The sequence below is a fragment of the Pseudomonas flavescens genome (genome assembly GCF_013408425.1).
GTDB lineage: Bacteria > Pseudomonadota > Gammaproteobacteria > Pseudomonadales > Pseudomonadaceae > Aquipseudomonas > Aquipseudomonas fulva_A.
On record NZ_JACBYV010000001.1, the window covers coordinates 1,999,465 to 2,015,752 of the forward strand.

Consider the following 16,288-nt stretch of genomic DNA (forward strand, 5'->3'; position numbering starts at 1 on the left):
GTGCCAAAAGCGCTCACTTCGTTACGTACAAGCTATTTGGTCAATTCACTTCAGATAGGACAATGGATTTCCCTGCTCTCGTGGATTCAACCAGTCGAGCGTGTAATAAATTACGATCTTCGATGACGACACCAGCGAGTTCCGCAAGCCAAATCCCGTCAGCAGCCATGCGTACAGCCGTCAGCGAGATGTCATTATCCGTGTCTCGATGGCGATTTAAACGCTGTTGAAACCAGTCTGCCCACAATGCTCTCAGGCCAGAGTCCGTGAGCCAGGTCATCGAAAGAGCTGCCCAGGGGCCGCTCTCGGCGTTTGACTCAGTTTCAAAAACAGCTTGAACGTACGCACGTGTGAAAGTGCCGTAGCGATCGGTGTCAGTCGCAATTTTGGCATCAAGAATTTCGTCGATGGCTTCTAGCATTTCTTGAAATACAGAAGCAATGAGTGACTGCTTGCTAGGGAAATGGTGCAAAAAACCACCCTTGGTAACCCCGGCAGCCTGCGATACGGCTTGAACGGTTACGGCTGCTAGCCCGCCCTCTACTGCTAGGCGTGCTGCGCTGTCCAGCAGAGCACGGCGTACTAACTCCGGTGCTTTCTTACGTTTGTAGGGGCTTACCATATTACTCATCGGCTGATCAGGTTGTGGACTGCAGCCAGTATAGGCTGGAGAGATGAAGGGAGCGCCCTCACGCGTCATCTCAATCGCGGTCCCGCTACCCTAGAAGTACCGATCACGATCAGAGGAACTAAGTGTGCACGGGTGCAATCAGTACGCTTAAGCGACAAACAAACCTACCGTATGGTATCTTAACGCCGGAGGCCTGATGAAAAATAACCCTATACCCCATTCTCCTTACATGCCGTTCGATCCTGCGGTCGAGCTGTACAGTAGCTCATACGGTCACCTGACCCCATGGGAGTTTTCGGGCTGGAAGAACGAGTCCATGTCATGGAAAACCGGCTGCTACCTTCATGCAGGGCTGAATCCGAACTTCCGCAAACGCATCAAGGGCCCGGATGCGATGCGCCTAATTCAGGACGCTTGCATCAACGACTTCACTCGGTTCTCGATCGGTGCATCCAAGCATGGCGTAATGTGCAACGAACTTGGCAATACCATGGCTGAAGGAATGATTCTGCGAATCGCAGAGGACGAGTTTGAATTCATCGGCCACGGGCCTTACGTCGATTACTTGGTTGAGTCCTCTTCTTACAGGCTCAAGTCACAAGACGTTGACTCTGACACATTCCTTTTTCAAATAGCAGGGCCGCGATCGCTTGAGGTGGTAGAGGCGTTGACTGGTGAAAACCTCAGGGATCTTGAATTCCTCTGGCATCGCCCAAGCCGGCTCCGCATAGCGGAGCTCTCCGATCGCACTATCGATATCAGAGTTTATCGGCTCGGTGTTTCGCGAACGCTTGCCTATGAGGTGCACGGAGATATCCGAGATGCCCAGACTGTTTACAAGGCAATAATGAAAGCAGGTGAGGATTTTGGGATTGAGCGTCTCGGAATGCAGGGCTATGGTTTAAATCATACAGAGGGTGGCTTTGCGCAATCATTTATCCACTACCTCCATGCATGGACGGAGGACGACGTGTTCATGAATTTTCTAAGTCATCAGTCCATGAACAACTCCTCGCGGTTGCCTGGAAGCGCCGGGCAAGACATATCAAAACGGTATGCAAATCCTTATGAACTAGGTATAGGCCACCTAATCACATTCGACCACTCATTTAGAGGCAGAGAGGCTCTTGAGTGCATAGCCCGCAATCCCAAAAGAAAGATTGTTACGCTGGAGTGGGATCGAAACGATGTAATCGAGATTTATGCATCGCAATTTCGTGATGGGGCCGACATCCAGTTTATGGATTTCGCAGCAAATCCAATCTGGCAAGGTTACATGTCCCTAAATTTCGCGGATGACATACTGAGCGGCGATAAGATAATCGGAATTTCCAGTGGCCGCATGTTTAGCTACTACTATAAGAAAATGATTTCGCTAGGGATAATGGATATTGATCACGCCAACTTGGGAGAGAGTGTGGAGGTGCTTTGGGGAGATCCAGGATCGCGTCAGAAGCGTATCCGCGCGGTGGTATCTCGGTTCCCATATATCGACCTGCCATTCAACCGGAATATTGACACCAGTCGATTATCTTCCGCTGGCTGACACAGATTGGCTGCCTCAGGAGCGATCAACTGAAAGTACATTCAAATATTCTGACAAAAGCAAAATTGGTTGCAGAGCACTTCTTTAGGCACCAACACCATAAAGGCAAACCAGCTGGCGCTTCTGTCATCAAGACACAGAATAAATTTAGAAATATAGTTCGCAAACCAATCCAGCTCGAGGAAATAAAATGTCACCACAACTTATCGCCTACGGTGCTCTTGCTCTCGCAATCATTAGCGAAGTCACAGCTTCTTCGTTCTTGCAGAAGTCCGAGCAATTCACGAAACTCATGCCTACGGTGATTATGGCGCTATGCTTTGGCGCATCGTTATTCTTTCTATCTCAAGCGCTAAAAGTAATCCCGCTAGGGGTCGCCTATGCCATTTGGGGCGGGCTAGGCATCATCCTTACTGCGATTGTGAGTGTTGTTGTATTCAAAATGACTCTCGACACTTGGGCAGTCATAGGCATAGGTTTCATCGTTGCGGGGGTTGTAATAATGAACACGCTCTCAAACTCGGCTTCGCATTGACGGCCAACTAAAGGTTAGCATCAATGATTCGTTAAATTATTCAACTGCTGTTGCCCTTGAGCCTGAATCAACTCAGGTTATTTTTCGGCATACTATCTGATCGTATGTTTACATTGAATATTGATAGGAGATTCCAATGATTCTGGTAACTGGCGCAGCTGGACAACTGGGCAGGTTGGTGATTGAACACCTGTTGGAGAAATATCCCGCCCATAAAATCGTTGCCGCAGTACGGCACCCCGAGAAGGTGAAAGATCTTCAAGATCGCGGCGTCATCATTCGCCTTGGAGATTACGAGCGGCCCGAGCAATGGCCGGCCGTGCTCGAAGGTGTCTCCAAGGTGCTGCTTATCTCAGGGCCAGAGGTTGGTAAGAGGATTGCGCATCACAAGACCGTAGTCGACGCCCTGAAGGACTGCAGCACGGTCAAGCTAATTGCTTACACCAGCATGCTAAGAGCTGACTCATCAGCTGTTCCCTACGCCAGTGAAGATCGCGAGACAGAACGCATGATCAAGGAGGCGGGATTGCCATACGTCTTCCTGCGACACGGCTGGTACACCGAGAACTACACAATGAATGCGGGCTACGCCTTGCAAGGGGGCAAGTTCTTCGGCTGTGCGAAAAAAGGTCGCATTTCTGGTGCCAGTCGTAACGACTACGCGCAGGCAGCGGCAACCATACTCAGCAGCATGGACTCTCTTAAGCCCATCTACGAATTGGCGGGCGATACGAGCTTTACCCTATCGGACGTAGCTGCAGAGATATCTAAACAGGCAGGTGTTCCGGTGAGTTACATCGATATGCCCGAAGCCGAATATCGAGCCTTGATGGTCAGCTACGGACTGTCGGAGAATCTTGCGACCACTTTGGCGCAGGCCGATACAGCTGCGGCAGATGGCGAAGTTTACAATGAAGGCAATGATTTGAGTGCGCTCATTGGCCGAGGCACTACGCCGCTGGCCACCTTGGTAAAATCAGCGTTGGCTAATGCAGACGCTGTCTATTGAACGCCATGGTTCCTTCAATGGATTTGACGATTGGGATCACGCTTCAGGCAGGCACCACAGTCAAGAGATAAAGATCGCAGCATTAAGTTGGCCGAGCTCATGATCAATAAGCTCGGCCAGTCACCGCTAACAGAGATGTGTCCTGCAAGAGGGTCGTAATCAACCGATCTTTAGATATTTTACGCAGTGAGTCGAATCAGGTCGCCGAGGTCAAAGTGTGGTGTGACCATAAGAGACCGCTATGGCCGATTGCAGCCGGTGACAACGGATAGCTACCGACCAAAACGGCCTTCAGCGACTTGCAGCCACCGGCCGATAGTTTTCCATCGACGGGCCTATGGCGCGATGTAAAAAAGCCCGCCATTAACGCGGGCTTTCAGGTATATCGAAGGGGAGCTGCGTGCCTACAGATTCTCGGAGCAAGCGGACGGGGTTCGACGGAATGCCCCTCTGCGACACCAACCAACCACCTGCCAGTGGCCACAGGTCGCAATCGGCCACGAGCCGACTACCACAGGCAGACGACATGTAACTTGTATCGGTAGCAAACGCAACTTACGAATCTAGAGACGACTCAAGAGCTACGCTGGAGGCAAACATAGCGCTCTGTCCGATGCGTGCAAAGTCGCTCTATCGACCACTGCACTGCGCGAGTCAGCAGTTCCAAAGCTTCATCACACAGAACGAAATTTCACCCTAGATTTTGAACCGTGAGACGACCGTACGCAGTTCCCCCGCCAACCGGGACAGCTCTTCCGCAGTCAGGGCGTTCTCTTCGATTCCCTCTAACAACACGATGCTACCGTTACGAATCTCGGTGACATTGCGGTTGATGTCTTCCGACACCGCGTGTTGCTGAACGGCAGCGCTGGCAATCTGGGTGTTCATGCCGACAATCAGTTCGACTTCATCATTGATAGCACCCAGGCTCCTTGATGCTTGATCGGCTGACTGTACGCACTCCTGCGCCCTGTCTTTGCCCGTTTTCATCTGTTCCACCGCCGCCGACATGGCCAACTGTAGCTCCTGAATAATGCGGCGGATTTCCTCGGTCGAACCCTGAGTGCGCGACGCCAGCGTTCGAACCTCGTCGGCAACCACCGCAAAACCACGCCCCTGCTCGCCAGCCCGCGCCGCCTCGATCGCCGCGTTTAAAGCCAACAGGTTGGTTTGATCAGCGATATTGCGGATGACTTCGATGACCCCACCGATTTCCTGGCTGTGTACCGCAAGGGCAGAGACCTTCTGCGAGCTGAGCTCGACCTCGTTGGCCAGGGCCTCAATGGTCTTACGGGTGCCCTGCATCACGGCAAGGCCATTGATTGAAGCCTGGCTGGCTTGCCCGGCAGCACGTGCAGCACCTTCGGTGTTCTGGGCCACATCCGCGACGCTCGCGGTCATCTCGTTGATGGCAGTGGCAACCTGCTCGGTTTCACCCTGCTGAGCATTCATCGACTGCTTGGCACGCTCGATGGATGCGCCCATACGCAGTGACGCCTCAGATACCGCATGCGAGCTCTGCTCGACCTGAGCCAACGACGCGCGAAAGGCTTGAACCATGTTATTGAAACCGGTGCCCACGTCCGCCATTTCGTCTTTACCCTGCACCTGCACATGCGCGGTGAGATCACCCTGAGCAATCAGACGCGTAGCCGTCAGCACTTCCTCGATGGCTTTGCGCATGGAGCCGTAGATGCCACAAAAGACGTAAGCGAGCAGCAAGCCCATGAGCGTGAACATACCCAGAATGAACAGCCTTTCGGACATCCTGCTGTGGGCTCTTAGATCCAGGGCGGTCATCAACTCGTCCTGCAGGACATCCTGGGCTTTATACAAATCTGCGACCACTGCGTTTCCCTTGGCCACTAACCCTTGAACACCCATCACCCTGTCACCAGAAGAGCGAAGCATCACTTCGAGGTCACTACGGAAAGCGTCCAGTGCCTGCAAAGCGCTGGAGATCGGTAATTGAATCCTGTCGGCCAGGGCGGATTCCCTTCGGCGCAGGAGATTCAGGCTTTGCTCAAGCTCTTGGCGAACCTGCGCTTCCTGCTTGAGCGATGCCCTCAACGAGGAGCGGGTGCCGTCAGCCATGGGCTGGCCCTCCCGCAGGCCACTGGCCAACCCGCGGAGCTGCCCTACCACGTTAATCTGCCGTGGCAACCTCAAGGTACTTTGGTCGATCATGAACAACGACGCATAGTCTTCATCCAGCACCATCCCTGATGTGGCGCTCACGAAATAGACGAAATTTACGGTTTTACCAACCTGGTCGTTCCAGGCATCGAAAAGCTCGGTCTGATCGGCATCCCCCTTGGCACGATCAATCAGTTGCTGCGCATCTACACGTAGACGCTCCACACGGTCGCCCGTTTCGAGGGTCACGTTGAGCTGCCGATCCGTAGTTTGCAGTTTCGAGAAGGCCTCCTGCAGCTTTATCCGGTTGGCTGAAAGGTCGGCTTGCGCTGTTTGATCGCCACTGAGCAGCCGATTGGTGAGCGCGCGCTCCAACATCGACAAGCGAAGCACGGGCGTGACATCCATCAGATAGCTCTGGCCGACCTGCTCTGCGCGGATGCCCTCGATGCTGTTATTGATTTGCGTGAGAACTCGTAGACCAAGCAGCGTCAATGGAATCAGTACGATCACCGCGAGCAGTACGAATTTTGCCGGAAAGCGCAACCGGCTGGTTATATGGATGGCAGGAGCAAGGATGTTCATAGGTCTCACAGACCTCATAGGGTCGGCTTAGGATTTTGGTGGCGAGAACATTCAGCTTCTCAAGGGAGCTTTCCTTGCGCCCGGTCGGCGCGCCTTTTTGAACGGTAGCTCACCAGTAATGCCAGTAGGCCACTATCGGTATCGTGCGTAAGATTGATTGCAGTCCAATAAAGTTGCAACTTAATATTTCACTTGGCCGACGGACGTATTCTCTTCTTTCCCAGTGCGGCTTGATCTGGCTCGACCGCAGGCGGCAGTTACCCAAATCTGGTACAGCAAAAGCTAGGACTGATCCCATCTCTCGGTGGCACAATTCGGATAGAGGCATGTTGCTGTGCTCAGAAGGCAGGCTTGCAACATGTCACAAAGACATCATCCAAAACACATAAAGAAACTCATCAGTGCAATAGATTTCTAAGACGGCTCACTAGCCCTCGGACAAACGAGCTCTGCTTGCGGAAGTGAAAGGGTCGCTCCCATGGACTTCACGTCTTCGAGTGACCATGGCGCATGTACGATGGCACCGTCGTACGACCTGACATATGCCCTTGTTCGAGGTCACGTGAACGAACACACTCCTTTATCCAGCTTCGCGAAATGGGCTAGGCCCGTTAAGTCTCCCCCTGACGCCTTAGATAAAAACTAGCAATCTCGAAAGCCCTTGCTCCATCCTATTCACAGCGAATGAGTGGGCGTAATGCCGCTCTCCCTAGAAAAGGGATCGTCAATCGTGGGTGGAGAAATATCCGAATCGAGTGTTGCCAAGGACCTGATGAACAGGCCCTCGGGGTTTAAGAAAGCCGGCACCTTTAGCGCACGGCATCAACTTGGATCAGGATCAGATCAGGCCAGCGCTGCGCAGCGCGTCAGCGATTTCCTTGTCGGCGCCATCGGCCAGTGGCAGCAGCGGGGAACGCACGGTGGCATGATCGAGGATGCCACGAGCAACCAGACCATGTTTTAGGGCTACGGTGCCTTCCATGTGTGAACCACGATGGTAGACGTTACGAGTGACCGGCAGCAGCTTGTCGTGAATGGCACGCGCAGCCGGGTAGTCGCGACGTTTACCGGCAGCGATCAGCTCGATCAGGGGCTCTGGAGTCAGACTACCGTAGCCAACCAGTGCGCCGTCCACGTCAAACATGGTGTGCAGCAGGTATTCGTCATGGCAGGTCAGGATTTGCAGCTCGGGAACTTCACGGCGGATGACCGGGATCTCGGTGTCCCAACGACGCATGTTACGAACACCGTTCTTCATGGCAAACACGCCAGGCTGCTGAGCAATTTCCAGTTGAGTTTCCAGGTCATAAGTGGCCTTGGTCACGTCTGGGTACTGGAACAGGATTAGTGGCATACCGCTTTCTTCATAGATCGCTTTATAACGGTGCTGAGCAGCACCTTTCTGGTAACCGAAACGCAGCCAGCCATGGGACGGATAAACCAGGCCAGCCGCCGCACCATTGGCGACGGCGCGTTTGGCCTCTTCAGCGGCAACCTGGGTACCTTCGCCCGTGATGCCGGCGATGATTGGCAAACGGCCGCCTACCGATTCCTTGAAAGCCTGAATGACGCGGCCTTGTTCTGCCTGAGTCAAGAAGGTGCCTTCACCTGCGTGGCCCAGAACGACCAGCCCCTTGACGCCTTCAAAGCTGCCAAGCCAGGCACCCAGTTTCTGAATAGCTACGTAATCAACCTCACCATCACGAGTGAACGGCGTGACCGGAGCAGGAACGAGGCCTTTAAGGTCGATAGTGTTTTTAGTGCTCATTTTATTACCTCTGGTTTAGTTAAATTTCGCAACTAACGCATGCGCGGGCGCAAAACACACACTGATGTGTTCTGGATTTACTACTGAGTCAGGTACCGTTGTTTTAAACGTATCTACCGTGAAAACCTATGGCGAAAGTTCTTCCAGAATCCGGCCTTTGGTTTCAATGGCGAAAGAGGCAGTGATCACGGCTGTCATCAATAAAACCACCGCAAATATGCCGAACACATATTGAACACCCACGCCGGAAACAGTAAACCCTACAATGATCGGCCCCAATGCCGAACCCAACCTTAGCCAGGCACTGCCTACGCCCGTACCCAGGGCTCTTAGACGAGTAGGATAGAGTTCCGCCGAATACAGATAGAGCGAAAAAGTCACTGTCTGGACCAACGCATATCCCAATCCTGCCAGCACCAATATCTTGATAGGCGCGGTTGCACCTGTCGTTGCCAATATTGCCAGTGGTATGGCTGCGAGAAACAAGGCGCCTATATACCAACGACGTCGGCCGACTTTATCAATCAGAAGCGCACATATCACAGCGGCGACGACACCGGCGGCTGAGGTCATAAAGCCATAGGCCAGGCTGGTTTCAAGGGGCAGATGGAAATGTTGACGGTAGAGTGTAGGCAGCCAGGTAATAAGTCCGTTAGCGACCATATAGGAGCCAAACCACATGGCCCAGATCACGAGGGAGCGCTTGAAATAGATGCCTTTGAAAAGTTCTTTCCAGCCACCCTTGTTATTGATCCCATGCATCTGCGGCACTTCGACTGCAGGTTGCAGTGTCTTGCCGGCTTTAACGGCGCTGTTTTCCAGACGGGTGACAATCCGGTCAGCCTCGTCCAGACGTCCCTTAGACGCCAGCCAGCGCGGCGACTCGAACAGGAAGAAGCGAAGTGGAATCAGCAGCATGGCGGGGACCAGGCCTACCGCGAACATCGCTTTCCAGCCGTAGATCGGTACGAGGAAGTAGCCAATAATCCCGGCTCCTACCAGACCCAGCAAAAACATGACTTCGTACAGAAGAAAGAACTTCCCTCGCTTCTTGGATCCAATCAGCTCGTTTATATAGGCGCTCGCCACCGGAACTTCCCCTCCCGTGCCGATGCCCTGTATGAACCTGAATGCGATCATCATCGCGGCACTGGAGGCAAACAGACAGGCCACGTCCATCGACACAAACAGCAAGATGGTGAACGTCAGCACCTTCATACGCCCGATTCTTTCGGCCAGCCATCCAAAGAGCAAGGCACCGAACAGCTGCCCCAAATAACCGGCAGAGAGGATCATACCGATCTGGGTACCGCTAAGGCTCCACTCCTTGGCCAGTACCGGCATCGCGTAGGCAATGGCAATAACCGTGTAGCCATCGAAGAACGTGGCGGCGCCAATAATATTCCTGGCCCAAAACACTTGCCTTGTAATAGGGAGTCGTTCTAGGCGAGCACTTATATTCGCCTGACTATTTACTTTCTCTGGCAAGGGCTCAGTTTCAACTTGCTGCATCAACATGGCACTTCCTTTTATTATTGTTTGCATTATTCGAGGCGAACGAAGCCCGCATTGAGAAATACAGTGCAATGGCTTAGCCGGTTTGAGCTGACCGGTGCCAGCTCAATTTTTATTACTAGTTCATCAGCCTTTCGGAAACGTCGACGTTATAGACGCGCCCACCACGGCGGTGAAATGGCCGGAAAGTTTTTAAACGATGAATTGAAAGCGCCATTCATGCGTGGCTTTAAAAGGCCCGAGTACACGATACCGGCATGATCGAAGTAACACGCTCTATGGAAGGAGGTCGTACTGTTGAGTTGAGCGCAAGGGAGAGCTGGCCGAGGATAGGAACCTGACGCAACACGTGACCCCCGTGAGCGGATCACATAGGGATAGGCTTTAAAATGAGTGCCTTTACCCCGGAATGTGGCACCGGCGGAGTAGGCATATTGCTTGGGAATGTATTTCATATTAATTCGCTCCTCTTTTTCGGAATGCGAAATTTTTTTCTTATTTTCAAATACACTAGCACCAGACATCTTCAGAGCCCAATCTTTTTTTGGTTCATTCGCTATTTTTTCTTTTTACACCTTCAAGCGACCTGAACCCGCGGTGGGACAGACCGCTGTCGAGTGATATTCTCCTTCGATATTTTTCGCATTCCGAAAATCATAACCAAATTAGGTAGAAATCGAGCATGGCTCCACGTACCCCAGTAAAAAACCAACCCACGGACGCCGCTGGCGAAGATAAAAATCAACGCAGCACTGTTCAGTCACTGGCTAAGGGATTCCGCGTTCTAGAGGCCTTCACTGCGGAAAGTGATGAGCTTACGTTGAGCCAGATCGCTGACAAGGCGGATCTGGATCCAGGCACCACCTACCGTATGCTGAATACGCTGGTAGACCTCGGATATGTCTCTCGAATACCTGAAAGCAAGCGATTTTCCTTAACGCTTAAGATCCTTAATCTGGGCTTTCATGCAATCGCACACACAGACCTGCGTAGTCTGGTCCGTCCTGTTTTGAGGGGGCTCGTCAGCGAAACTAGTGAAGCCGCCAGTTTCGCTGTTCTGCAGGGCGCAGACGTGCTGTATCTGGAGCGTGTAAGAGCCGGTATTACTAGGTTGGGTGTGGATATTCGTATCGGCACCACCGTTCCAGCCTGTCAGACAGCGATTGGCCAATCGATCCTAGCATTCCTCTCCGAGCAAGAAGTCGCACGCATTGAGGCGCTTTCCTCCGCTACGCCACTCATCGGTAAAACGCTCGCTAAGCCGCTTTTCAAGGTATTGGAGCAAATTCGAAAGGACGGGTACTTGATTACAGATTCGCTGTTCGCCGAGGGGCTTAGAATCCTGGCCGTTCCGGTGTTGGATATCGACGGCTATCCTGTCGGCGCCATCAGTATCGCAGCGCCAGCAGTGCGATGCTCCATCGAGGAACTAGAACGCCGAGCGCTGGCATTGACAATGGTAGCAGCGAAGAATATCGGTCGAGCGCTCCAAGCTAGCGGAAGCGTGAACTCAAGCCTTTGATCACCGCAAACTAGAATACATCCCGCCAGAGTGCTCTCGATCTTAAAGGCTGGGCGGAAAAGACCTACTCGCGTAGGCCCTGTGATGCGACTGCAGCTGGAAGGTAACGATCAAACTTCGTCGCTCATGCATTTCGAGTTATTCATTAAGGTTTGATCGAATTGCCGATCTAGGTGAGAGGTCAGATGCCGGTAGCCAGGCGCAGAGATGAAGAAGTGCACGTGTGCGGGGCGCTGGACATGACGAGACGCTTTTGGGGCCTTCAATGCGCCAGCAGGCAGCCAGAGCCTCGTCAAAATTTTGTCCAAATAGCAGTCGATCACAATCAGCTTCAATCCAAGTGTCCTGCACATCAAAATGGCTAAATCGGCTCCGCATGATTTATCCCATCGTCAGGCTGTTCTCCACCGTGATTTTGGTGTGAGCTTCAGCAGATCCCATCAGGTTCTCCAGTCAGAGTCAGCTTTCATCAGAATTAATGAATCGATGCCACCGCGATTTATAGGCTTTCGAGTTGGTCGGCGGCCGTCCAAATCGACGACGTAGTGACAGGCGAAGGGTGACAAATAAAGGATAAAAACACCGCAGCCGTAGCCAGCCCCACTAACATGAGGCGTTGGGGTCAGTGGTGAATAGCCCCTAGCTTCGTAAACATCCCACTGACTCCTTTTGGCCGGTAGTAACCTTTCGCAACTGGCAGCAATCTGCCAATAACTGCGTACTTCCACCTGCTTATCGGGCCAAAGGTAGTCCTCGCGTAGGGGCTCAATTGAAGCCGGCATCGCTAGCCATTCACAGGTCTCGAGATGGGTGCATGACAATTAACCTAATTGATTACAGATACCCCAGAGCACCTGAGCGACCTCTAGCGTTCAGTTTCAAATCTTTCCTTTACGCTCTGAATCGTCCCCGAAACGGTCTTTGACCCGGCCCCTCGCAGAGCCGAATCTCACGCCCACGGCACCCTTAGGTGCCGTGGATATCGCAAAGGAGATGAGGTTCGGCAATGCGAGGCACGACGGTACTTTACGGCCAGGTACTGATAGTTTTGGGCATCACCCTTTCGGGGGTGTGGATCGCAACCCAGTGGACGGCCTCCCAACTGGGTCACCAGCCACGCCTGGGATCGGCATGGTTCGAACTGGGTGAAACCCCCATCTACCATCCGTGGCGATTGCTGGAGTGGTGGTTCTTCTTTGATGCCTACGCGCCGGAAGTCTTCAATGCCGGCGGTGCCATAGCGGCCAGTAGCAGCTTGCTGGCTCTGGCCGTTGCCATCGTCATGGCCATCTGGCGTGCGCGTCAGGCCGGTCGTGTCACCACCTACGGCACTGCCCGCTGGGCCGACGCGGATGAGGTGCGAGAGGCTGGGCTAAGACAGTCGGCCGGGGTATTCCTCGGGCTATTCGAGCAAACCTACTTGCGTCATGAAGGTCCTGAGCACGTCTTGGCTTTCGCCCCAACCCGCTCAGGTAAAGGCGTGGGACTGGTAGTTCCTACCCTGCTTTCCTGGCCGGCGTCCGCGGTCATCCACGATATCAAAGGCGAGAACTGGAGTCTGACTGCAGGGTGGCGTTCACGCTTTTCGCACTGCCTGCTATTCAACCCAACAGATCCGGCATCAGCCGCCTACAACCCTCTCCTCGAAGTTCGTCGCGGTACCCACGAGGTGCGCGATGTGCAGAACATTGCCGACGTACTGGTCGACCCTGAAGGTGCACTAGAACGCCGAAACCATTGGGAGAAAACCAGCCACGCGCTGCTGGTCGGCGCCATCTTGCACGTGCTCTACGCAGAGCAGGACAAGACACTCTGCGGCGTGGCCAACTTTCTTTCCGATCCTGCCTGTCCGTTCGAAGTGACCCTGCACAAGATGATGGTCACCCCGCACCTGAAAAATGCACCACATCCGATCGTTGCGTCTGCAGCACGGGAGGTTCTGAACAAGAGTGAAAACGAGCGCTCAGGCGTACTGTCCACGGCGATGTCCTTTCTCGGTCTGTACCGAGACCCGACCGTTGCACAGGTCACGTCACGCTGCGATTGGCGGATCACAGATCTCATTTCCGCCGAGCACCCGGTGTCGCTGTATCTGGTCGTCCCCCCATCCGATATTAGCCGTACCAAGCCGCTCATACGCCTGCTCCTCAATCAGATCGGACGGCGACTGACCGAGTCGCTCGAAGCTAATGACAGCCTCGCACGTCGGCACAAGCTGCTGCTCATGCTCGACGAGTTTCCGGCTCTGGGTCGCTTGGACTTCTTCGAATCTGCGCTCGCCTTCATGGCCGGATATGGGCTGCGTGCATTCCTGATTGCCCAGTCGCTCAACCAGATCGACAAGGCCTACGGCCAAAACCACTCGATTCTGGACAACTGCCATGTTCGGGTGACGTTTGCGACCAACGATGAGCGCACCGCAAAGCGCATTTCCGAAACCTTGGGTACCGCAACAGAGCTGCGCCTTCAACGCAACTACGCCGGCCACCGTCTAGCCCCCTGGCTGGGCCATTTGATGGTGTCCCGTCAGGAGACAGCCAGACCCTTGTTGACGCCTGGGGAAGTGATGCAGCTTCCAGCCGAAGAGTCCGTCGTGATGCTCGCAGGCCATGCGCCGATACGGGCCAAGAAGTTGCGCTACTTCACCGATGACAACTTTCAAACGCGCGTGCTGCCGGCACCTCAATTGGAGCCTGGACGATATGCCGATGCACCCACACCTCGTGCTGATGACTGGAGCAATTTGCAGCTGCCCGAGGCGCAAGAGGCCCAGCCGATCGGCGACTCGACCCGCTTGGCGCCAGTCGGAGGCAGCCACCTGGATTACCAGCACGACCTGATCGAATCACGCCAGCTGCAGGCTTCGGCTGACGTCTCCAGTGATCTTTTCCTTCTCGATGAAGACGACATGCCTTGTGCATTCCCATGCCAGCCAGATCCTGACTTTCAACGTTCGGCAAGGCTGGCGGCCCTTGATCCTGACGATGGAGTTGCCTTATGAGTCGCGCCCGTTTGAACCTATTCATTCAGCCCGAGCATGCAAAACGCCTCAATGAACTCGCGATCAAAAAGGGCGTATCCAAGTCCTCGATCGTGGCCACTGCCCTCGCCTCCTGGCTTGCGCCCCAGGCTGGCGAGCAGCGTGACACGGCCATAGCCAAACGACTGGATCGTCTGTCACGACAATTCGAACGCCTGGAACGCGATCAGAACATTCTCGTTGAAACCATGGCGCTCTACATCCGCTACTACCTGACGGTCAGCACACCGGTGCCCGAGGCACACCTGGAGGCAGCACGTGCACAGGGCAAGCTGCGCTTCGCTCAGTTCGTAGAGCAACTGGGCCGTCACCTTCAGCGAGGCCGCAGTCTGGTCACAGACCTGCAAGCGGCTGAGCCTCAGAGCACTCATCACCATGGCGGTGATCATCAATGAGCAGCGCCGCCTTCTCCGTAGCGGCTGCCGCTGAAGCCTCATTGGATCGCCGCACCCGCATGCTGCGTACCGCGATGGGCCCGCTGATCGCTGCCGCACTCGACGACCCCGACGTGGTTGAAGTGATGCTCAATCCCGACGGGGTGCTCTGGTCAGATCGACTTACCGAAGGGCGCGTCCGTCTGGGCACCCTGCCCCCTGAGGATGGTGAACGGATCATTCGCTTGGTGGCTGCGCACGTTGGCGCCGAAGCACACCGTACAAAGCCATTGCTCAGCGCTGAACTGCCAGAGACGGGTGAGCGATTCGAAGGCGTTCTCCCCCCCGTGGCAAGTGCCCCAACCTTCGCCTTGCGCAAACGCTCCTGCGGCGTCATCTCCCTGGGGCAGTACGTAGCTGATGGAATACTCAGTTGCGATCAAGCGCAGTACCTGCAGGCAGCGGTGCGCGACCGGCAAAACATTCTGGTCGCAGGTGGTACGGGTACCGGCAAGACGACGCTCGCCAACGCCCTGCTCGAGGAAGTTGTCAGCACCAATGATCGCGTCCTGGTGCTTGAAGACACCATCGAACTGCAGTGCCCAGTCCATGACCACGTTGCTCTGCGAACGAAACCCGGACTCGTTTCCATGGCGGATCTGGTGCGTAGCACGCTGCGCTTGCGACCTGACCGGGTCGTGGTGGGTGAGGTGCGCGGAGGTGAAGCGCTGGATCTGATAAAGGCCTGGGGAACTGGCCACCCGGGTGGTATCGCGACCATCCATGCCGGCTCTGCTCAAGGTGCCCTGCTTCGTCTCGAGCAACTGATTCTCGAGGTTGCGCTCACAGCGCCCCGCGCGTTGATCGCCGAGACGGTCAACCTGGTGGTTTTCCTGTCCGGCCGCGGGCGAAGCCGGCACGTCCAGCAGATTGCCCGTGTCATGGGACACGACAGCCACGGTTACCAGCTCGCGTCCATCGACACCCTACTTCGTACCCGTGATAGCCAGGGAGAACGGTCATGACACGTCTCTTCGCGCATGCTCGCCAGCGCATCTTTCACGCCTTGCTGGGAGCCATGATCCACCTCAGCCTGCCAGCAATAGCCCTTGCTGCCGGGTCAGGCATGCCGTGGGAAGGGCCGCTGCAGTCAATCCTCGATTCGGTACAGGGGCCTGTCGCGCGAATCATCGCGGTGATCATCATCATCGCCACGGGGCTAGCCCTTGCGTTCGGCGATACCAGCGGCGGGTTTCGCAAACTGATCCAGATCGTTTTCGGCCTCTCGATCGCCTTCGCGGCTTCGTCGTTCTTTCTCAGCTTCTTCAGCTTTGCAGGGGGAGCGACGGTATGAACGGTGAACGCATGACCGGCTTCGAAGTGCCGCTGCACCGCTCGCTGTCCGAGCCAATCCTGCTCGGCGGCGCACCACGCAATGTCGCGATCCTCAACGGCACACTAGCAGCGGTGGTAGGCCTGGGCCTTCAGCTATGGATTCCTGGCTTGGTGCTATGGGTCGTCAGCCATTCGCTTGCGGTCTGGGGCGCGCGGCTGGATCCCCAGTTTCTGCCGGTCTTCGCAAGGCACATCAAGCAGCGCGCGTTGCTGGACGTGTGAGTGCAAGACG

General features: G+C 54.7%; 13 protein-coding genes and 1 pseudogene. 9 read left to right on the plus strand and 5 right to left on the minus strand.

All coding sequences use genetic code 11. The features are described from left to right. Positions 1–40: 40 nt before the first annotated feature. On the minus strand, positions 41–631 hold the full coding sequence (locus tag FHR27_RS08725; protein WP_218878467.1) for a TetR/AcrR family transcriptional regulator: 591 nt from the start codon (positions 629–631) through the stop codon (positions 41–43). A gap of 196 nt (positions 632–827) precedes the next feature. Between FHR27_RS08725 and FHR27_RS08730 the strand changes: the two genes are divergently transcribed. The 3 genes from FHR27_RS08730 to FHR27_RS08740 all read left to right on the plus strand — a co-directional run bounded on the left by FHR27_RS08730 (position 828) and on the right by FHR27_RS08740 (position 3,721). Further along, positions 828–2,177, plus strand: a complete 1,350-nt coding sequence (locus FHR27_RS08730; RefSeq protein ID WP_218878468.1) for a hypothetical protein — start codon at positions 828–830, stop codon at positions 2,175–2,177. A gap of 190 nt (positions 2,178–2,367) precedes the next feature. Further along, entirely contained in the window at positions 2,368–2,712 is a 345-nt protein-coding gene (locus FHR27_RS08735; protein WP_179538366.1) for a DMT family transporter, read from the plus strand. A 136-nt stretch (positions 2,713–2,848) separates the two neighbouring features. Next, positions 2,849–3,721: an SDR family oxidoreductase gene (locus FHR27_RS08740; protein WP_179538367.1), complete on the plus strand. Its 873-nt coding sequence runs from the start codon at positions 2,849–2,851 to the stop codon at positions 3,719–3,721. A 696-nt stretch (positions 3,722–4,417) separates the two neighbouring features. On the opposite strand, the gene FHR27_RS08745 is transcribed toward FHR27_RS08740, so the two are convergent. The 3 genes from FHR27_RS08745 to FHR27_RS08755 form a co-directional block, all read right to left on the minus strand. Beyond that, complete coding sequence (locus FHR27_RS08745; RefSeq protein WP_179538368.1) at positions 4,418–6,442, minus strand: methyl-accepting chemotaxis protein; 2,025 nt, start codon at positions 6,440–6,442, stop codon at positions 4,418–4,420. An 838-nt stretch (positions 6,443–7,280) separates the two neighbouring features. Then, the gene (locus FHR27_RS08750) at positions 7,281–8,210 is read right to left on the minus strand and encodes a dihydrodipicolinate synthase family protein (protein WP_179538369.1); all 930 of its coding nucleotides are present in this window, start codon (positions 8,208–8,210) and stop codon (positions 7,281–7,283) included. A gap of 126 nt (positions 8,211–8,336) precedes the next feature. Further along, a complete protein-coding gene (locus tag FHR27_RS08755; protein WP_179538370.1) occupies positions 8,337–9,728 on the minus strand; it encodes an MFS transporter in 1,392 nt (463 codons plus the stop codon). A gap of 679 nt (positions 9,729–10,407) precedes the next feature. Between FHR27_RS08755 and FHR27_RS08760 the strand changes: the two genes are divergently transcribed. Continuing rightward, a complete protein-coding gene (locus FHR27_RS08760) occupies positions 10,408–11,247 on the plus strand; it encodes an IclR family transcriptional regulator (protein ID WP_179538371.1) in 840 nt (279 codons plus the stop codon). 175 nt (positions 11,248–11,422) lie between these two features. Here the strand turns inward: FHR27_RS08760 and FHR27_RS27260 are convergent. Then, positions 11,423–11,492 (minus strand): annotated as a pseudogene (locus tag FHR27_RS27260) (dioxygenase family protein); the annotation flags it as partial. A gap of 761 nt (positions 11,493–12,253) precedes the next feature. Here FHR27_RS27260 and FHR27_RS08770 point away from each other — a divergent pair. The 5 genes from FHR27_RS08770 to FHR27_RS08790 are packed head-to-tail and all read left to right on the plus strand — an operon-like array spanning position 12,254 to position 16,278. Then, complete coding sequence (locus FHR27_RS08770) at positions 12,254–14,248, plus strand: conjugal transfer protein TraG (RefSeq protein ID WP_179538373.1); 1,995 nt, start codon at positions 12,254–12,256, stop codon at positions 14,246–14,248. After that, positions 14,245–14,682: a ribbon-helix-helix domain-containing protein gene (locus FHR27_RS08775; RefSeq protein WP_179538374.1), complete on the plus strand. Its 438-nt coding sequence runs from the start codon at positions 14,245–14,247 to the stop codon at positions 14,680–14,682. The genes FHR27_RS08770 and FHR27_RS08775 overlap by 4 nt, the downstream gene beginning before the upstream one ends. After that, entirely contained in the window at positions 14,679–15,686 is a 1,008-nt protein-coding gene (gene trbB / locus FHR27_RS08780; protein WP_179538375.1) for a P-type conjugative transfer ATPase TrbB, read from the plus strand. Before FHR27_RS08775 ends, trbB begins: the two co-directional genes overlap by 4 nt. Then, on the plus strand, positions 15,683–16,015 hold the full coding sequence (locus FHR27_RS08785) for a TrbC/VirB2 family protein (RefSeq protein WP_179538376.1): 333 nt from the start codon (positions 15,683–15,685) through the stop codon (positions 16,013–16,015). Before trbB ends, FHR27_RS08785 begins: the two co-directional genes overlap by 4 nt. After that, the gene (locus FHR27_RS08790; protein ID WP_042554149.1) at positions 16,012–16,278 is read left to right on the plus strand and encodes a VirB3 family type IV secretion system protein; all 267 of its coding nucleotides are present in this window, start codon (positions 16,012–16,014) and stop codon (positions 16,276–16,278) included. The genes FHR27_RS08785 and FHR27_RS08790 overlap by 4 nt, the downstream gene beginning before the upstream one ends. The last annotated feature ends 10 nt before the right edge of the window (positions 16,279–16,288 follow it).